Below are 19,157 nucleotides of genomic sequence, written 5' to 3' on the forward strand. Positions count from 1 at the left end.
TCTTTCCTCCCATTTGGTCGTTTTGTTCTATAAGCCCTTCGCTTAATTGATTAATTTAATTATAATAACGAACCTACCAGGAAAGAATAGAATATTTTTGGATTAATTATCAAAATTCTATTGTTTTTCTTAATATTTTTATATATTTTCAACATTTCCCCATTCAGTACATAATAAAAGACTATGCATTTTGGACCGCTTTGCCATCTCGTCCGTCTGCATAGTCTTTTTACTTTTATTATTTATCGATCTCTCGTCTCCATCAGTATCACGGTACCTCCGGAATAGTCAATCACCGCTTCATCTTCGCCTTCCGCGATCTCATTGCTCACACAGAGACTGTCATATGGTGTCAGCGTATGGTCCCTGAGCGGATACTTTGCCCCGGTAATATTAAATCCATAGATAATCTCACCCAGCGGAAATACACTGAAATACGGACCGTACATATCTTCTCTACGGATATGTGTCTCGCCACCAATCAGACGGATCCGATTCTGTGTATCCAGAATCTCCGCATAGATGCCTGCCTTATGTGAAATCATAAGAGTCTGTACATTTGCCCAGAAATGATCCAGTCTTCCACCTGTCGCCCCCAGAATGATCAGCTTACTACATCCCAGCGTCATACCAAGACGCACTGCAATCTCTGTATCCGTTGCATCCTTCACCGGATTAAACTCTCGGATCGGTACATCGTTCCGCTCCTTGTAATAGGTAACGATCTCCTCTGGCAGACTGTCAAAATCTCCTACGATATAATTCGGACGGATCTTGTGGTGATAGAGAAATTCTACGCCCCGATCTACACCGATCACACATGGTTCTTCATACTCCCTAAGCGTTTCAAATGCCAATGCCTCATCAAGAGTTCCCCCACTGACAATGATCGCACACTTACTCATAGTCTCTGAATATCTCCACAAATTTTCTTGTATTTTCAACAATGTTATCACCGAATACAGCAGAACCGGCTACCAGAATATTAGCTCCTGCATCCAGGATCTTACGGGCATTCTCAAACTTCACACCGCCATCAACCTGAATATCGATCTCTTTTCCGCTTTCTTCAATCATTTTTCTGGTCTCACGGATACGATCCAGTGATTCTTCCATGAACTTCTGTCCACCCGCACCCGGATGCACAGACATGATCAGTATCATATCTACATATTCCAGATATTCACGAATCTCTTCTACCGATGTCTCAGGACAGATAGAAAGTCCTGCCATAATCCCAAGATCTTTAATCTCCGTCAACGTCTTGCGTACATCCGGACATGCCTCAAGATGTACCGTGATCAGATCTGCACCCGCCTCTTTAAATGCTTTCACATAACGAATTGGATCCTGCACCATAAGATGTGCATCCATCACCTGGTGTGTTGCCTTACGGATCGATTTCATAACCGGAATTCCGAAAGATATATTTGGCACAAACATACCATCCATAACGTCAAAGTGCAGGTAAGCTGCACCGCCTTCTTCTGTTTCTTTGATATCCTTACCAAGCTGTGTAAAATCTGCTGACAGAATGGAAGGAGCAATTACGTACTTCAATTCTAGTACCTCCTCTTTTCCTTTAGTTCTTTATATAATTCCAGATAATTCTGATATCTTACCTGGCTGATCTTACCTTCTTCCAGTGCATGCTTCACCGCACAGTCCGGTTCATGCACATGATCGCATCCGTTGAATCTGCACTGTCCTTCATATGGTTCAAATTCCGGAAAATACTGTTTGAGTTCTTCTTTCTCAAAATCATTGGTATACAGCGAACTGAATCCTGGAGTATCCATGATATATGTATTCTCATCTACTGTAATCAGCTCGGAATGTCTGGTAGTGTGCTTGCCGCGGTCAATCTTCTGGCTGATTGCCCCCGTCTCCATCTGTATCTCCTGCTGCAGACAATTGATCAGCGAAGACTTACCCACACCAGATGGTCCCGCCACCGTCGTTGTCTTTCCTTCCAGCAGTTCTCTGATCTCGTCAATATTCTCTTCCATCCGTGCGCTGATAAATGCCACACGATATCCAGATGGCTCGTAAATCTCTCTGATCTCCTGCATCTCTTCCAATGAAGCCACATCTTGTTTATTAAAGCACAATACAACAGGTATGTCCTTGCTTTCCATCATAACCAGAAAACGATCCAACAGATTAAAATGTGGGGCCGGCTTCTTTATCGCAAATACCACAAGTGCCTGATCCACATTGGCAACTGCCGGACGGATCAATTCATTCTTTCTGGGCAGTATCTCACGAATATTACCCAGTTTCGTCTCTTCATCCAGAATATCAATCTCTACATTATCACCAACCAGTGGTTTGGTGCCTTTTTTCGAAAATACCTTTTGCCTTACATTCGTAAATACCGAATTCTACTACGTGAACATAGTAGAATCCGGCAATACCCTTCACTATCTTACCCTGCATAATTACTGCTCATTTCCCATATTACCTCCAGAAGCGGATGAACCGGTACTGATCACAAGACTTACTCCTGTGCCCTTAGATGCTTCCGATCCAACACCAGGACTACAACTGATAACGCATCCTGCTGCCACCGTATCACTGGAAATATATGTTGTATCTGATACAGTCAGTCCTGCATTGCTGATCATCTGTCGTGCACTCGCCTCTGATACATTGACCACATTCGGTACCGTCAGCTTCGTCTCCGGTTTCTTGCCAAGACTTACTACCAGACTGACACTGGTTCCTTTTTCCACCTTGCCACTTGCCGGATCCTGACGAATAACCTGACCTTCTGAATAATTCTCATTATACTCTGTCTCAACAGTAGACACTGTCAGGCCTGCTCCTGTGATCGCGCTCTTGGCTTCTGACTCTGTCTTACCGACCACATTCGGTACCGTAATTTTTTCAGAACCTTTGCTGACCTGCATGGTAATCTCTGTATCTTTGCTAACTTTAGTTCCTGCTGTCGGATTCGTGCCGATAACAGTCCCCTGCTCTTCTTCACTGTACACAGCTTCCGATTTGATATTGGTAAATCCTACATTTTCCAGCGCTTTCTGAGCTGATGCTTCATCCTGTCCGTATACATCCGGGATTGTACCTTCTTCTGACTTCTTTCCAGAGCTTACCACAATCTCTACGTCATAGCCTTTCTTTACGCGTTTGCCCTCTTCCGGATTCTGTTCGATAACATATCCTTCGTCATATTTTTTAGACTCACGTCTGGCTGTAACCTTACACTTCAATCCGGATTCTTCCAGGATCTGCTTCGCTTCGCCTTCTGTCTTGCCTACAAGATTCGGCACTTTAATCTTATTCTCTGTATCAAGTGCAGGATACCTTTATTAAACTTCAAGACACCTGTAGCCTTACCAACTACAACTCCCAATACCACAAGGATCAATACAGCTACCACGATCGTAAGAATCTTCATGATCTTATTCATACGCGGGTTCACTTCATCACTGTCATGCTCCTCGCCTTCGTCATCGTAATCATCGTCATACTCATCATCATAATCGTCATCATAGCTATCATCATCGTAATCATCCGCATCATCATAAGAATCACGGATATCATTCAACTCATCTTCTGTAATGATCACAGTATCTGCATTATTCTGTGGGATGATCTGTACAAAGTCGCCATCCGGATCTACTAATGAATGTTTTAGATCTTTGATAAGATCTTCCATATTATCATAACGTCTCTCCGAATTCTTCTGTGTACATTTTAAAATAATCTGTTCCAGACTGTACGGAATATCCGGCACTTCTTCCGATGGCGGCGTAATCTCTTCCTGCAGATGCTTCACAGCAACTTCTACCGCTGTCTCACCATCAAACGGTACATGACCTGTCACCATCTCATACAAGGTAATACCTACGGAATAGATATCACTCTTGGTATCTACATACCCGCCTCTTGCCTGCTCCGGCGAAGTATAATGTACGGATCCCATCGCAGAGGTGCTGACCGTCGCTGACGATGCAGCCTTGGCAATACCAAAGTCTGTCACCTTCACCTTGCCATCCTTGGAGATCATCACATTGTGTGGCTTGATATCCCGATGTACGATCTGTCGTTCATGTGCTGCCTCAATACCATTACACATCTGAATGGCAATGCTGATAACTTCCTTTGCAGACAGTCTGCCTTTTTTATCAATATATTCTTTTAACGTGATACCGTCTACCAATTCCATGACCATGTAGTACAGACCACGATCTTCCCCTACATCATATACATTAACAATATTCGGATTCAGAAGTCCGGCTGCTGCCTGAGCCTCGGAGCGAAACTTCTTAACAAATGTCTCGTCCTCTCTGAATTCCTTCTTCAATACCTTGATCGCCACATAACGATTCAGCATATGGTCTTTGCCTTTGTAGACATCCGCCATACCGCCTGCGCCGATCTTCGTTAACACTTCATATCGCTTACCTAAATAAATGCTCACCACGTACTCTCCTCACTTGCAATCGGTTCGGCAAGTACCACTCCGATGTTATCTCTTCCTCCGTTGCTGTTCGCTCTGTCTATCAGCATCTGAACCGCTTCGACAACATCCCGTGACCCCTTCACCAGTCCAAACATATCTTCGTCTTCTACCATGTTACTAAGTCCATCGGTACACATCAGAATCTTATCTCCCCTTTTGATCCTGAATTCATAAAAATCAGCTTCTGCTTCATCCTTCACCCCCATGGCTCTGGTAATAATATTCTTATCCGGATGATTCCTTGCATCTTCCGCCTTGATACCACCCAGACGTACCATCTCTTCTACCAGGGAATGATCCTTGGACAACTGCTTTATATTATCATCTATCAAATAGAGACGGCTGTCACCGATATTGGCAAAATACAGCGTATCACCGATCACCGTTGCAACTACAAGTGTCGTACCCATGCCTTCCAGCTTCACATCCCTCGATGCCACACGGATCAGCTCCCGATTGGCAACCTGTATCGCGTCACGCAGTACTTTCTCCGGCTTTCTGCTCCGGCTTCCTGCAATCTCACGCTTTACAACCTCTACTGTGAATTTGGATGCAAAATCGCCCGCTTTGTGTCCTCCCATTCCATCGGCTACCACCAGCAGATTTGGGAACGGACCGATCGGCTGCCCCATTGCATATACATAATCCTGATTCATTTCACGCCGTCTTCCGACATCAGTCATTGCATAATATTTCATCTAATTCTCCTTTTTAGAAGTAATATGACGTCGTCTCAATTGACCGCAGGCCCCATCTATATCGGAACCGCGTTCTCTTCTTATTGTAACATTTATTCCACTATGTTCAAGTTTATTTTTGAATTCCTCCGCATTTTTGCGGCTAGGTTTCTGAAATGCGCGCTCTTTGATTGGATTCACCGGAATCAGATTCATATGACAATTCATATGTCCCAACATCTTAATCAGTCTTGCCGCATCCTCCGCCGTGTCATTGACGCCCTGCACCAGGCTGTATTCAAATGTGATGCGCCGTCCTGTCTTCTCAAAATACTCCTCACATGCCGCAAGTACCTCTGACAGATCATACTGATAAGCGATTGGCATCAGTTCCTGTCGTTTTTCCTGACTGGAACCATGCAGTGACAAAGCCAGTGTGATCTGCAGCTTTTCTTCTGCAAGCCGCTTAATATTAGGCACGATCCCACAGGTCGATGCTGTGATATTACGCTGGCTGATATGCAGTCCATGTTCATCACTGACCATATGGATAAACTTCAGAAAATTATCGTAATTATCTAATGGCTCTCCGGTTCCCATGACTACGATATTGGATACCCGCTCTCCGCTGATTTTCTGAATTCGGTACACCTGTCCCAGCATCTCTGATGTAGTCAGGTTTCGTACCTTTCCACCAATCGTCGAGGCACAGAACCTGCATCCCATCCGACATCCGACCTGTGATGAAATGCAAACTGAATTGCCATAATTATATTTCATCAGTACGCTCTCTACCACATTGCCGTCTTCTAGCTCAAAGAGGAATTTTTCCGTAGGATCCTTCTTCGATATCTGATGCTCCAGCATATCCACCTTGCGGATCACATACTGTGCTTCCAGCTTTTCCCGCAGGCTCCTGGAAAGATTGGTCATTTCCTGAAAGCTGTCTGCCAGCTTCACATGCAGCCATTCATAGATCTGTTTCCCTCGAAAGGCTTTTTCTCCAATTCTCGTCATTTCTTCCTGCAGTTCTTTATAATCCAAGGAACGTATATCTACTTTCTCGATTGTCTTTTCCATCGTCATTCTCTCATTTCTTCAGACTATGCTGTATTTACTTTCTGACAAACTCAGCAATATAGAATCCATCACTGTCATCCACTCCTGGAAGGAACTGTCGTTCTCTTACCAGTTCAAACTCCGGATACTGCTCTGCAAACCACGCTGCGTTCTCCTGATTCTCTGCCCTGTGGATCGTACAGGTGCTGTATAACAGCTTACCGCCGGACTTGACATAGCGGTGTACCACAGACAGGATCTCTCTCTGCAAATGAACCAGTTCTTCCTGTGTATCCGGATTCATTTTATACTTCAGATCCGTCTTTTTACCAAGTACACCAAGTCCCGAACACGGCAGATCCGCGATCAGAATGTCTGCCTTCTTCTCAGATGCTTCGTCGTATACCGTTGCATCCTGACACACAGCTTCTATATTATCTATGCCTATACGCGCAATATTATCACGGATCAGGTCTACCTTGTACGGCGTCAGATCCCTCGCTTCTACATGTCCCTTTCCTGTAAGCTTATCTGCCAGATGCAACGACTTGCCGCCCGGTGCTGCACACACATCGATGATATACTCGTCCTCTTTCGGATCTGCCCATTCTGCCACTTCCATAGAACTGATATCCTGAACTTGGAAATGTCCTGCTCTGAAGCTTTCCAATGCTCCCAGATAATCATATCCACTGATAAACAGTGCACTGTCGATGGTATCACACAGGTGTACTTTCACGCCTTCCTTCTTCAATTCTTCCGCAAGCTCATCTCTGCTTATCTGGCTCAGATTGCATCGGATCGTTGTTGGACGTTCAGCCAGAAATGCCTGCAGCATCTTCTCTACCATCTCACAATCATAATTCTTCAGCCATTCGGTAATGATCCATTCCGGCATTGAGTACATTACGGACAGCCACTTTACCGTATCTGACTTATCCGGATACTTCACATTGTCCAGGTTACGGCTGATATTGCGCAGCACGCCATTGACAAATCCTTTTAATCCGGAAAATCCTCTCTTACCAGCCAGCTTCACTGCCTCATTGCAGACAGCTGAATCAGGAACACTGTCCATATACTTCAGCTGATAGACTGCGCTCCTGATAATCGTCCGGATCACCGGTTTCATTTTATTGACTTTTGTCTTGGAGAACTGGTTAATAATATAATCCAGTTCTATCATACGTTCTAATGTACCCTCGGTTACTCTCGTAATAAATGCCCGCTCCGATTTATCCAGATACTGGTAATTCTCCAGCACATTCCGAAGGGCAATATGACTATACTCTCCATCTCTGGTTACCGCCAGAAGGATCTCAAGTATCAGTTCCCGGTCATTTACTGTATTTCCCATATATACTCCTTTTGTAACTGTTCAGGCTCTTAATCATTGCGTCTTCCGCCAGTCAGAATCAGAATTCTGAGCAGCTGTAAGATTGCAGATGCTGTTCCTGCCACATAAGTCAGTGCTGCCGCCGTCAGTACCTTACGCACATCGGATACCTCTGGTTCATAGAGCATTCCCGTACTGCCAAGCAGATGCAGTGCTCTTCTGGATGCATTAAATTCTACCGGAAGAGTCACAATCTGAAACAGTACCGCCAGTGAAAACGCAAGAATACCAAGATTCAGTAATGTCACTGACATATTATTGTTAAAGATCAGTCCCAGAATGATCAATGGCCATGCAATACCGCTTCCAAAACTTGCTACTGGTGCCAGTGTGCTTCGGATAGAAAGCGGCACATATCCCCTTGCATGCTGTAATGCGTGACCACACTCATGCGCTGCAACTCCAATAGCCGCAACAGATGTAGACTGCCATGTAGCATCTGACAGACGCAGTACTTTATTTCTCGGATCATAATGATCTGTCAGATTTCCGGATACATGCTCTACACGCACATCATAGATTCCCTGGCTGTGTAAAATACGCTCCGCAGCTTCTCTTCCGGTCATTCCATTGTGGCTGTGCACTCTGGAATACTTCTGAAATGTACGGTTCATCTTAGACGATGCTGCCATGCAGATTACCACACCGATCAGCACCAGTATATACGTAGGATCCATATAATAATAAAACATTGTTCTTACCCCCTGTAATGCGTTTTCCTTATTATAGTCGAAAAACAGGCCAATAACCTGTTTTTCACACTTTTTTTACAATGTTTCGCCTATTTTTATCTGATTACCCCGCAGAAATGCATCGGTATCCATTCTTTTCTTGCCTGGAAGCTGCAGACTCAGTATCTTCAGCATCCCTTTTCCGGTCTGCACTGCAAATGTCTTCTTATCCACTTCTGCAACTGTACCCGGTGCCTGTCCTGACTCTTTATCCAGAACCTCAGCCTCCCAGATCTTCATAGTCTTATCACTCCATGAAGTATATGCGCTTGGCCATGGATTCAATCCACGAATCAGCCGTTCGATCTCTACCGCAGGTCTTGTCCAGTCGATATCTCCCATCTTCTTATTCAGCTGCTTCGCATAATCCGTACCGGTCTCGCCCTGTTTCGTGCGAACTGCAGTACCGTCTTCCACCGCCTTTAACGTCTCCACACACAGCTTTGCTCCGGCCTCTGCCAGCTTATCATGTAAAGATCCACCAGTTTCTTTCTCATCCAGCACGATTTCCGTCTTCATGATCATATCACCGGTATCCAGTCCCTCATCCATCTGCATAGTTGTCACGCCACTGACCGGTTCACCATTGATCACCGCCCACTGGATCGGTGCTGCGCCGCGATAATCCGGAAGCAGTGAAGCATGTACATTAATACAGCCATACTTTGTCATATCCAGGATCTCTTTTGGTAAAATCTGTCCAAATGCGATAACTACCATCACATCTGCCGGATATTTCTTTAATTCTTCCACACATTCTGCATCGCGAATCCGCTGTGGCTGATATACCGGAATATCGTGTGCGAGTGCCGCCTCTTTTACCGGGGAGTACTGCATCTCCTTACCACGTCCTCTCGGCTTGTCCGGCTGTGTTACTGCCAGTACAATCTCATGCCCTGCTTCTATAAGTGCTTCCAGTGTTCCCACCGAAAAATCCGGCGTTCCCATGAAAATAACTCTCATTCTTAGTCCTCCTCGTACTCCACATCATGGATGCCATCTTTTGCGAGTTCCACATAGAGATGTCCATCCAGATGATCGATCTCATGACAGAATGCTCTTGCAAGCAATTCTTCTCCTTCCAGTTCGATCGGCTCCATATCTTCATTAAATGCTTTGACTTTTACATGATTCGGACGTGTTACAATGCCAGATTTGCCAGGAACGCTTAAGCATCCCTCTTCTCCTGTCTGTTCTCCGGACTCCTCAACGATCTCCGGATTCACCAGAACGATCGGTCCTTCGCCTATGTCAATTACAACAATACGTTTAAGAATGCCCACCTGTGGTGCTGCCAGTCCAACTCCTCCTGCATCGTACATTGTATCCAGCATGTCGTGGATCAATAACTTGGTACGAAGTGTCATCTTAGTCACTTCCTTGCAGGTCTTATTCAGAACCTCGTCTCCCATCACGCGTATGTCTCTCAGTGCCATTTATTGTTCTCCTTTCACAGATCCGGTCACCAGAACCGAACCACTTAAAATATATTCATCGGATTAAAATCAAACTGAATTCTCAGTGTCTGAAACCCGGAATTAACCTTAATATAACGTTCCAGCTGATTTTTCACTCTTATCAGCATACCATATTTCGGACATTTTAGATAGAGAATCTTTCGGTAAATGTCACTGACCTTACCGACATACGGTACTGCCGGACCGATTACTTCCAGATAATTGCCACCGATCCGCTCAGCATAAGCCTTCAGATATTCTGCCGCTGTATTCAGAAGGTTCTCCTCTTCTCCCATCATAAGCACTGCCAGCATATTCTCCACCGGTGGATATCCCATCCGGTCACGAAATTCCAGTTCTTCCCGATAAAACGCCTGATAATCCTGCTTTGCCGCTGTTTTAACGCTGTAGTGCTCCGGATCATAAGTCTGGATCACTACTTCACCCGGCGCACTTCCTCTTCCCGCACGACCAGCTGCCTGCACAAGCAGCTGGAATGTACGCTCCCCGGATCTGTAATCTGAAGAATATAACGACATATCTGCTGCCAGCACTCCCACCAGCGTCACTGCCGGAAAATCATGTCCCTTCACGATCATCTGCGTACCAACCAGAATATCTGCTTCGCCATCCGCAAATGCAGATAATATTCTTTCATGACCATCTTTATTCTTCGTCGTATCCATATCCATTCGCAGGACTCTGGCTTCCGGAAATTCCCGTTTCACCAGATCCTCGATCTGCTGAGTTCCTGCCTTGAATCCGCCCACATGACGAGATCCACAGGATGGGCATACTTTTATCATCGGTTCTTCATAACCGCAGTAATGGCAGAGCAGCTTGCCATTCCGATGTGCTGACAATGACACATCACAATGTGGACATTTCACCACATATCCACAGGAACGACAGGATACAAATCCTGCATAGCCTCTCCGGTTGATGAACAACATCGTCTGCTGCCCCTTTTCCAGCCGGTCTCTGATCTTCTCTCGGAGCAGATCACTGAAGATTGACCGGTTACCGTGTGCCAGTTCCTCCCGCATATCCGTCGTATGTACTGTCGGGAGCGGCCTGTTTCCCACTCGCTCCTTCAGTTCTATCAGACGATATTCCCGCGTTTGGCACCGGTAATAGCTTTCCATAGACGGTGTGGCCGAACCCAGTACCACACTTGCATGTTCCATCTCCGCTCTTGCGATCGCCGTCTCTCTTGCATGGTATCTCGGTACCTGTTCACTCTTATAACTGTTCTCATGTTCCTCGTCAATAACAATCAATCCCAGATTCGGAAATGGGGTAAAGAGTGCAGATCTCGGTCCGATCATCACATCCAGCTCACCATTTGCTGCCCGCTGCATCTGATCGTACCGCTCACCCGCCGACATCCGGGAATGCATTACCGACACACGGGCACCAAATATCTGATAAAAGCGCATCACCGTCTGCCAGGTCAATGCAATCTCCGGTATGAGTACGATCGCCTGTCGGCCCTCTGCTGCCACCGTCCGGATCATTTCCATATATACTTCCGTCTTGCCGCTTCCGGTCACTCCGTGTATCAAGTAAGTGCCATAATCTCCAACCAGATATTCCCTCTGAAATTGTTCAATTGCCTGTTGCTGTTCCCGCGTATACCGGAGCAGCACGTTCTGTTCGCGCTTCTGGATCTTTGGGTTCCGGTACTCCCGTTCAGACTCCACTTTCAACACACCCTTAGCTTCCAGTGCACGCACTACCGATGCGGTCACATGAAGCTTCTTCACTGCCAGACCGTAATCCATTTCCGGGCTGTCTAAAAGTGCCGCAAGTACCCTGGCTCTTGCCTTCTGATTCTTCTCCAGATACCGTTCAAGTCTCTCTTTTCCTTCCTGCTCTGTAAGACACAGACGCAGGGTACGTTTCGTCCGCTCCTGTTCCTTTTTCTTGATTGGAAGTACCGTCTTTAATGCCTGGATCATAGTACCGCCATAAGCTTCCTTCATCCATGCTGCCAGACGTACCAGTCTGGATTCAATTGCCATGCCCTTTTCATCAATCTCAAGAATCGGCTTAATCTTCTCCGGCGCATAGTCCGGTTTCTCAGAAAATCCAACTACATATCCACGAATCTTTCGATCACCTTTTCCAAATGACACGATCACTTCCGAACCAATACACAGACGATCCTTCAGCGTATCTGGTATCCGATACTGAAATACTTTATCTAGTTTTTCATGTGTAATATCTACAATAACATCTGCATACATTCTCTCACCAGCTCTTTATCATCCATCGGATAACGGATGCCCCGTATCTCCTGATAATTCTCATGTCCTTTCCCCGCGATCAGGATCATATCTCCTGACTGCGCATGTTCGATTGCATAATAAACTGCTTCTTTCCTGTCTGCAATCATTGTATAATAAACATTTGTTTTTAACAAACCTATTTCTATCTCTTTCATAATAGCTTCCGGATCTTCGTATCTTGGATTATCTGTCGTCACGATCACCTGATCCGCATATCTCCCAGCTGTCTCTCCCATCGCCATCCTTCTGGATTTTGACCGGTTGCCGCCACATCCAAAGATGACAACAATTCTCTTCGGCTGATAATTCCGTAATGTCTTCAGACTATTCTTCAGACTCATAGCATTATGAGCATAATCCACCAGAATTCTATATCCTGTCAATATCGGAAGTTTTATCTGCTCCATCCGTCCCGGAACCTGCACTGTCCGCAAGGCCTCAAAGATCACTGCATCCGACACTCCCATTTCTTTCAACACTGCCATTGCAGCAAGCCCATTGGATATATTATACTGTCCCGGCATGGATAATGTAAGGCTTCCCGACACATTCCCACTCACATTACAGGTTATTCCAAGTTCTTCCTGCAAATTAATATGCTCAATCTGCTCTGCAACGTAATCTGCCGTCTGTGTATTCTGTCCATCACATTCCCCATCTCTTACCATATAACGGACCTTTCTACAAATGGTCTGCGCCCACACTTCCTCCAGAAGCACATCATTCTGGTTACCGGCTGCGAACTCTGTCTGCAAAAACAATTTACGCTTACATTCCAGATACTCCTGCATATCCGCATGTTCTCCCGGTCCAATATGGTCCTCTCCCAGATTGGTAAATACCGTTGCCGTAAAATGAATTCCTTCTACCCGATGCATCTTTAATGCCTGAGAAGACACTTCCATCACCACTGAATCACATCCAACATCTGCCATAATCCGGAGATACTGATGAAGCTCAGGTGATTCCGGCGTGGTATGAGTCTCTGCCTGAACTCTCCCTGTCTCTGCGCCATCAGCATCAACTTCGATCGTCCCTATCAATCCTGTTTTATGTCCTGCCTGTCTAAGACCTTCCCGTATCATATAGGTAGTGGTCGTCTTTCCTTTCGTCCCGGTCACACCTATGATCTGCATTTCTTTTGCAGGATAACGATAAAATGCTGCTGCTATCTCTGCCAGTGCAATACGCGTATCCAGGACTGCTATCACTGCAATCTGCTCTGGCAGCCGGTCTTTTTCCAATCATATGATTGCTGTACAACTATCGCAACTGCTCCTCGCCTTACAGCTTCTTCAATATAATCATGCCCATCTGTCCGATATCCTTTGATACATACAAACATACTGCCGGACTTTGTTTTTCTGGAATCATATGCAATTTCCATCACAACCGTCTCTGTTGTTCCCTGTATAACTCGATATTCAACTCCTGAAATCAATTCCTTTATGCGAATACTCATTTCCGTACATCCCACAACTTCCTTGCTATCATCTTATGCCGAAAGCCTTGTATGGTAACAAAAGAGGCAGATTACTCTGCCTCTTTTGTCCGTATTCACATCTACATTAGTTCATATGTGTTGCGATAGAATCTAATTTCTCCATATCACTCTCATTGATAGAGTATACATGATCACCATCTGAATTCTCTTCATAAGTAACATTGAGTGTCACTGTCTGTGGATCATAAGTCTGTGCCTGATTGATACTTTCCTGTACAGACTCATTAAAGACTGCCATATAACCACTTTCATCTACGCCATTTGCCACTGCTTCCTGAAGCTTGTTCGTGAAGATTGTCTGCAGATTATCCAGAAGACCTACCGGAGTAATCTCTACATCTACAGTAAAATTATCATTGTCATCTTTGACTGCGTCTTTTACTGTCCAGGTAATCTTCTTATATCCATCTTCAATCATAGCAACATATGCCGCAATCTCATCGTCTGTTGCAGTCAGTCCGGACTGAGCCAGAGCATCTTTGGCAACCTGAATATTATTATCTTCCAGCTCTTTCTTAATATCCTCTTCGCTCTCGCCTACATCCTCCGCATGTGCCGCATATTCTCCATGATAGGTTGCGTCCAGCACACCCTCCACATAACCTTTTGCGTCAAAATCCTCTTCTTCTCCGCAGGCTGCAAGTGAAAATACCATCACTCCAGCTAATAACGCTGCTACCAGTTTCTTCATGATACATGTTCTCCTTTCGCTCATTCCGCATTTATGATTTACGCCATCGGCATTAAATCCTTATTCTTTTGTAACTTTCTAATGTCTGCTGTCATACTCGGCCAGATAACGCTGTACATACTCTACGTCTGAAGGACAGTCCAGATATTCACAGCCATACTTCTGCCTGGTCTCAGCTCCTTTACCTGTAACCAGAAGAAGTGTCTTACCTTCTGCCGTCTCGATCGCATCCTTGATCGCCTCACCGCGATCCTCAATCATCTTATACGGACAATGCTGGGCTTCTACATACTGCGCGATCTCTTTGGAAATATCTTCCACCGGTTCATATCCCGGATCCTCTGCCACTAAGTATACCATATTAGAATACTGACCGGCAATCGTTCCCAGATACTTTCTACGAAGAAGTGACTTCTTGCCAGGACATCCAAAGATAGCTACCAGTCCATAATCCGGAAATTCCTCTTTCATAGCCGAAAATAACTTTTCAAAGCTTAGCTTGTTATGTGCATAATCTACAATTGCCATGACCTCATGGTCCTTGCTGTGATAAAACTCCATACGTCCACTGGATCTTGCACGTCGAAGTCCAGAATGAATATATTCTGTCGGAATGCCAAGTTTCACAGATGCTGCAACTACGCCAAGCGCATTCTCCACATTAAAGAAGCCTGGCATGGTAAGTACAAATTCCTCATCAAATGCTTCACATTTTACCGAAAAATGAATATCTTTTCCCTCTTTATGAATATTATAAGCATAATAATCTGCTTCCGGATTCTTTGTGCTGAATGTCACAACCTCTCCGGCTGCTTTTGATGCTTCCAGAATCTGATCAATATAATCTGCGTCCAGATTCACAACTGCAATCTTGGACTTCTCAAACATCTTCATCTTAGACTGGAAATAATCTTCAAAATCTGGATGCTCAATCGGACTAATATGATCTTCCGAAATATTCAAAAATACAGATACATCAAACTGCATCTCATCTACACGGCCATACTTCAATGCCTGTGAAGAGATCTCCATCTCCGCATATTCAATGTTACAGTCCAGCGCATTGCGCAGATGCATCTGTAACTCTACTGCCTCTGGTGTAGTAATGTGTGATTCTACTTTTGATTTACCATCGTAAATATCGATTGTTGAGATCACCGCGCTTTCCGGCTTGTCCTGTGCCGCCAGATAGTCATCCACAACCGCTTTCATATAATATGTTGAAGTAGATTTTCCCTTTGTTCCGCCAAATCCGATCACTGCAAGATCTTCCCACGGCTTATTATAGAAGAAATTAGCAAGTACCGCCATTGCATCTCGGATACCCTTCACCAGAATATACGGTACTTCTTTTTCTAATTCATATTTCTTTTCACTGACGTAACATACCGCTCCCTGATTCATTGAGTTCTTCAGGTATTCTGCCTTAAATGCAGCACCCTTACAGATAAAGAGCGTTCCCTGTGTAACTTCTCTGGAATCATAAGTAAGAAGTTTAATTTCTTCTCCGTCTTTTCCCTGCAGATTATATTCTGCAAGCATGCCTTTCTCCTCCAGCAGCTTCACATATTCCCCAAGTGTATAATGCTTCATTTCTGCCATTATTTTTCCTCCTATTAAAACAGATCATTCTGTTTTATTACGTTATTCTACATATTCCGCTCCGGATCTGCGAATGGATTCTTCCACCAGTACATCCATTGCATCCAGACAAATAGATGCCACCTCATGCTTCCCCTTAAACACGGATAATTCTGTACATGCCAGGATGATCACATCGCATCCTTTGCGCATAAATTCACTGACCACACGATCAAATTTTGCACGGTCTCCGCTCTTCCCTGCCTTGATATCATCGTAGATCAGTGACATCACATCCGCCTGCCGTTCTGCTGACGGCTGTACAGGCGTCACCCCTGCTTTCCTACAGGCTTTGTGATAAATCTTAGATCCGATCGTTCCATCTGTCGCCATGATTCCCACACGCTTCACATTGTCATACTTATGTACCGCATAGTTCACACTCTCCTGGATCATATTGATCACCGGAATCTTAACTGCATTCTGTATATGTTTGTAAAAATAATGCGATGTATTGCAGGTGATTGCAATATTCGATGCTCCCAACGTCTCCAGTGTTCTGGCATCATTACACAACAGATTGATCAAATGTGTGTCATCTCCTGTACGGATCGCTTCTGTACGATCCGGCATGGACGCATGACTCAACAGCACCATATCGATGTGCTCCTGATCCTTTTCCGCTTTCGTATGTGCAATTACATTTTCATAGAAATAACAGCTGGCCTCCGGTCCCATGCCGCCTATGATTCCCAGCATCTTTCTGTTCTTTAATTCTTCCATTTTATTCTTTAGATACCTCTAGTTATAATACGTGTCAAAGTACTTATACTGTTTCAGATGTGTTTTTACCATTCTGAGAAAACGGTTCAGTCCAAGATCTCCCTTCTTAAATACAGGATTCACCATCTTGCCTTCTGATACCAGCTTCTTCATCTTCGCTACATATTCCGGATTCTTCACATGCTTATAAGCGACTCCCTTAGGAACAGTCATCCAGAGGTGTTCTTCTGTTGCTTCTTCATACGGAAGTTCATTGTGATAAATATAATCTTCCACAAAATACTTCGCTACATTAAAGCCAGATCCGGTTACATAGTAATTACTTCTTCCCTGTCTAGTATTAATTTCAAAGAAACGATATGTGTTATCTCTCTGATCATATTTGATATCAAAATTAGAAAATCCCACATAATGCAGATCTTCCAACAGATTTTTCACACGTCCCATCAGTTCCTTATTCGGCTCTGTAATGATAACCGCATGATTGCCCAGACCATGTGGTGTATGTTCTTCCAGCAGTACATGACCCAGACACATCATCTTCACCTTGCCATCACGGTCTGAATAAGAAGTCAGCACACGCATATATTCATCATTACCTGGAATCATATCCTGAATAATAAGATCATCATCATAACCTGCGCCGTAAATCTCTTCAATTACTCTTTCAAGCTCTGCACGATCTTTGATCTTATATATCTTCTTCTGTGTCTCAAATGGGTGCTCCCAATATGCGATACTGTTCGATGGCTTCAAAATCACCGGATATGGATAATCACATGCAAAATCCAATCCCATCTCACGCTTGTATACAATCGTCTTAGGATATGCTACGCCATGTTTCTCACACAATTCATAGAAACGTTCCTTCTGCTGTAAACTATCCATCAGGTCAAAATCGATATATGGTGCGATTACATTAGCCGGAAGCTCATTCTTATGGCGGCTTGCAAGTGCCACATAGCTATCACCACAGCCAATCAGAAGAATCTTCTTATCCTTATGTTCATTCGCGAAACGATTAATCCGCTTCATAAAATAATCGTCCGTATCGATTGCCTGATTCCCTTCATAAATCGTGATCTTACTTCGGAAACTCGGTCCGGTCTGATACTTACCGAATACATAGGATTTCACCTGATATTGTTCATAAAATGCCCGTGCAACACTGTAAGTGTTAATATCCCCACCCAGCAACACCGGGATAAATTCTCTTTCTTTAAATTCCATAATTTATATATTCCCCTTTGTCGAAATACTGTCAGTTTATTATACTCCGTACCCTATCTGGTGTCAATCGAATGAACCTTCCTGGAATCCTTCTCCCACGACCTCATTAGACTCTACAATCATCGTAAATGCATCCGGATCGATTTCATGCACACGACGCTTGATCTGATACATTTCTTTATTATTAGATGCACACAAAACGATATCCTTTTCTTTCAACGAATATCCACCTACTCCCTTGACGATTGTCGCACCTCTGCCACTGATTTTATCAATCGCATCTACAACTGCCTTACCATGTTCCGTCACTACAAAAGTAAGTTTTCCTTTATAAATACCATACATGAAATGATCCATAACCGTCGAGATCAAAAACGTTACAATAATACCGTATAATAAACCATCAATCTCATGGAACACAATCAATGTGCCCAACAAAATTGTCGCACTGTCAAAGATCATCGTAAGTATACCAAGTGTCAGATGCGGACAAATTTTACGAATGGACACTGTGATGAAATCCTGACCTCCTGTTGAAGAATCCCGCATAAAGATCAATGCATATCCGAGACCACAGAGTACTCCCATACACACTGCAGCGAGCAGTCTTTCTCCATCGTATACTGGAAACAATGGTGCCACATAGTCCATCAGCAATGATGAAATCACCATAGACTTGACCGAACGGAAGAAAAATCCCTTTCCTAAAAACTTATAACAGAATATGGATACCGGAACATTCAGCAGAATTGTCCCTATACCAATCGGAAGTCCAAATATATGATACAAAATAATCGCAATACCCGAAAATCCTGCAACCGGGAAATTCGCATACAGGGCAAAATTATAAATTCCCAGCGCTATCAGAATACCGCCGATCAAATCAGCTCCTATATCAAGTACCCAGTCTTTTACCTTTGTATTCTCCATCATGTACCTCCTGTTCTATAATAACAAAAAACAGCCACAAACTATAAATCTAACTCATAAATCTATAATCCGCAACTGCTCTTTCCGTTATTCATTTTAGGCTTAATTTCACATATTGTCAAGGATGTGGCACTTCTGCCTGGTTCTGAACTGAACAAAAAAAGCTGCAAACCTTATGGTCTACAGCCTCATCATATATACCTTCAAAACCGTATACAAGAAACTCTACATCTTCTTACCTATCTCCGTCTTGGTTATGCCCTCGACCGATTAGTATCAGTCAGCTACATGTGTTACCACACTTCCACCTCTGACCTATCTACCTCGTCGTCTTCAAGGGG

General features: G+C 44.2%; 16 protein-coding genes, 1 rRNA gene and 2 pseudogenes. All 19 read right to left on the minus strand.

Going from position 1 to position 19,157, the window contains the following annotated elements; genetic code table 11:
- Positions 1-242 precede the first annotated feature (242 nt).
- Positions 243-905 (minus strand): thiamine diphosphokinase, encoded by a 663-nt coding sequence (locus DXA18_RS04250; RefSeq protein ID WP_118382816.1) that lies wholly within the window; start codon positions 903-905, stop codon positions 243-245.
- Positions 898-1,560, minus strand: a complete 663-nt coding sequence (rpe, locus tag DXA18_RS04255; protein ID WP_118382817.1) for a ribulose-phosphate 3-epimerase — start codon at positions 1,558-1,560, stop codon at positions 898-900. Before rpe ends, DXA18_RS04250 begins: the two co-directional genes overlap by 8 nt.
- Before the next feature lie 2 nt (positions 1,561-1,562).
- Positions 1,563-2,439, minus strand: a pseudogene (gene rsgA, locus DXA18_RS04260) (ribosome small subunit-dependent GTPase A).
- Between the two features lie 2 nt (positions 2,440-2,441).
- A pseudogene (gene pknB, locus DXA18_RS17595) lies at positions 2,442-4,447 on the minus strand (Stk1 family PASTA domain-containing Ser/Thr kinase).
- On the minus strand, positions 4,441-5,184 hold the full coding sequence (locus DXA18_RS04270; RefSeq protein ID WP_118382818.1) for a Stp1/IreP family PP2C-type Ser/Thr phosphatase: 744 nt from the start codon (positions 5,182-5,184) through the stop codon (positions 4,441-4,443). Before DXA18_RS04270 ends, pknB begins: the two are co-directional and overlap by 7 nt.
- Positions 5,185-6,243 carry a 23S rRNA (adenine(2503)-C(2))-methyltransferase RlmN gene (rlmN, locus tag DXA18_RS04275; RefSeq protein ID WP_118382819.1) on the minus strand — a complete coding sequence of 353 codons (1,059 nt, stop codon included), beginning with the start codon at positions 6,241-6,243 and terminating at the stop codon, positions 5,185-5,187. It abuts the gene before it with no gap.
- Between the two features lie 34 nt (positions 6,244-6,277).
- Complete coding sequence (gene rsmB / locus DXA18_RS04280; protein WP_118382820.1) at positions 6,278-7,579, minus strand: 16S rRNA (cytosine(967)-C(5))-methyltransferase RsmB; 1,302 nt, start codon at positions 7,577-7,579, stop codon at positions 6,278-6,280.
- Positions 7,580-7,608: 29 nt separating this feature from the next.
- Positions 7,609-8,310 carry a zinc metallopeptidase gene (locus tag DXA18_RS04285; RefSeq protein WP_118382821.1) on the minus strand — a complete coding sequence of 234 codons (702 nt, stop codon included), beginning with the start codon at positions 8,308-8,310 and terminating at the stop codon, positions 7,609-7,611.
- 75 nt (positions 8,311-8,385) lie between these two features.
- A complete protein-coding gene (gene fmt, locus DXA18_RS04290) occupies positions 8,386-9,312 on the minus strand; it encodes a methionyl-tRNA formyltransferase (protein ID WP_118382822.1) in 927 nt (308 codons plus the stop codon).
- Between the two features lie 2 nt (positions 9,313-9,314).
- The gene (gene def / locus DXA18_RS04295; RefSeq protein ID WP_118382823.1) at positions 9,315-9,785 is read right to left on the minus strand and encodes a peptide deformylase; all 471 of its coding nucleotides are present in this window, start codon (positions 9,783-9,785) and stop codon (positions 9,315-9,317) included.
- 44 nt (positions 9,786-9,829) lie between these two features.
- Positions 9,830-12,055, minus strand: coding sequence for a replication restart helicase PriA (priA, locus tag DXA18_RS04300; RefSeq protein WP_118382824.1), 2,226 nt, complete (start codon positions 12,053-12,055; stop codon positions 9,830-9,832).
- Positions 12,034-13,341, minus strand: coding sequence for a UDP-N-acetylmuramoyl-L-alanyl-D-glutamate--2,6-diaminopimelate ligase (locus DXA18_RS04305; RefSeq protein ID WP_118382825.1), 1,308 nt, complete (start codon positions 13,339-13,341; stop codon positions 12,034-12,036). The genes priA and DXA18_RS04305 overlap by 22 nt, the downstream gene beginning before the upstream one ends.
- A complete protein-coding gene (locus tag DXA18_RS04310; RefSeq protein WP_118382826.1) occupies positions 13,305-13,559 on the minus strand; it encodes a Mur ligase domain-containing protein in 255 nt (84 codons plus the stop codon). Before DXA18_RS04310 ends, DXA18_RS04305 begins: the two co-directional genes overlap by 37 nt.
- Positions 13,560-13,665: 106 nt before the next feature.
- Positions 13,666-14,292, minus strand: coding sequence for a hypothetical protein (locus tag DXA18_RS04315; protein ID WP_118382827.1), 627 nt, complete (start codon positions 14,290-14,292; stop codon positions 13,666-13,668).
- 78 nt (positions 14,293-14,370) lie between these two features.
- Positions 14,371-15,894 carry a Mur ligase family protein gene (locus DXA18_RS04320; protein WP_243007025.1) on the minus strand — a complete coding sequence of 508 codons (1,524 nt, stop codon included), beginning with the start codon at positions 15,892-15,894 and terminating at the stop codon, positions 14,371-14,373.
- Positions 15,895-15,936: 42 nt separating this feature from the next.
- Positions 15,937-16,656 carry an aspartate/glutamate racemase family protein gene (locus DXA18_RS04325; RefSeq protein ID WP_118382828.1) on the minus strand — a complete coding sequence of 240 codons (720 nt, stop codon included), beginning with the start codon at positions 16,654-16,656 and terminating at the stop codon, positions 15,937-15,939.
- Positions 16,657-16,674: 18 nt separating this feature from the next.
- Positions 16,675-17,886: a carboxylate--amine ligase gene (locus DXA18_RS04330; RefSeq protein WP_118382829.1), complete on the minus strand. Its 1,212-nt coding sequence runs from the start codon at positions 17,884-17,886 to the stop codon at positions 16,675-16,677.
- Positions 17,887-17,949: 63 nt separating this feature from the next.
- A complete protein-coding gene (locus DXA18_RS04335) occupies positions 17,950-18,816 on the minus strand; it encodes a YitT family protein (RefSeq protein WP_330424399.1) in 867 nt (288 codons plus the stop codon).
- Between the two features lie 250 nt (positions 18,817-19,066).
- Positions 19,067-19,157: ribosomal RNA gene (locus tag DXA18_RS04340) — 23S ribosomal RNA — on the minus strand; the annotation flags it as partial.

Source organism: Dorea sp. AM58-8, from assembly GCF_003464045.1.
Lineage (GTDB): Bacteria > Bacillota > Clostridia > Lachnospirales > Lachnospiraceae > Claveliimonas > Claveliimonas ammoniilytica.

Excerpts from the sequence above, each read along its gene's own strand:
- DXA18_RS04315 (WP_118382827.1), bottom strand. The coding sequence starts at position 14,292 with ATGAAGAAACTGGTAGCAGCGTTATTAGCTGGAGTGATGGTATTTTCA.
- DXA18_RS04320 (WP_243007025.1), bottom strand. The coding sequence starts at position 15,894 with ATGGCAGAAATGAAGCATTATACACTTGGGGAATATGTGAAGCTGCTG.
- DXA18_RS04325 (WP_118382828.1), bottom strand. The coding sequence starts at position 16,656 with ATGGAAGAATTAAAGAACAGAAAGATGCTGGGAATCATAGGCGGCATG.
- DXA18_RS04330 (WP_118382829.1), bottom strand. The coding sequence starts at position 17,886 with ATGGAATTTAAAGAAAGAGAATTTATCCCGGTGTTGCTGGGTGGGGAT.
- fmt (WP_118382822.1), bottom strand. The coding sequence starts at position 9,312 with ATGAGAGTTATTTTCATGGGAACGCCGGATTTTTCGGTGGGAACACTG.
- DXA18_RS04285 (WP_118382821.1), bottom strand. The coding sequence starts at position 8,310 with ATGTTTTATTATTATATGGATCCTACGTATATACTGGTGCTGATCGGT.
- def (WP_118382823.1), bottom strand. The coding sequence starts at position 9,785 with ATGGCACTGAGAGACATACGCGTGATGGGAGACGAGGTTCTGAATAAG.
- priA (WP_118382824.1), bottom strand. The coding sequence starts at position 12,055 with ATGTATGCAGATGTTATTGTAGATATTACACATGAAAAACTAGATAAA.
- DXA18_RS04310 (WP_118382826.1), bottom strand. The coding sequence starts at position 13,559 with ATGAGTATTCGCATAAAGGAATTGATTTCAGGAGTTGAATATCGAGTT.
- DXA18_RS04335 (WP_330424399.1), bottom strand. The coding sequence starts at position 18,816 with ATGGAGAATACAAAGGTAAAAGACTGGGTACTTGATATAGGAGCTGAT.
- DXA18_RS04270 (WP_118382818.1), bottom strand. The coding sequence starts at position 5,184 with ATGAAATATTATGCAATGACTGATGTCGGAAGACGGCGTGAAATGAAT.
- rlmN (WP_118382819.1), bottom strand. The coding sequence starts at position 6,243 with ATGGAAAAGACAATCGAGAAAGTAGATATACGTTCCTTGGATTATAAA.
- rsmB (WP_118382820.1), bottom strand. The coding sequence starts at position 7,579 with ATGGGAAATACAGTAAATGACCGGGAACTGATACTTGAGATCCTTCTG.
- DXA18_RS04250 (WP_118382816.1), bottom strand. The coding sequence starts at position 905 with ATGAGTAAGTGTGCGATCATTGTCAGTGGGGGAACTCTTGATGAGGCA.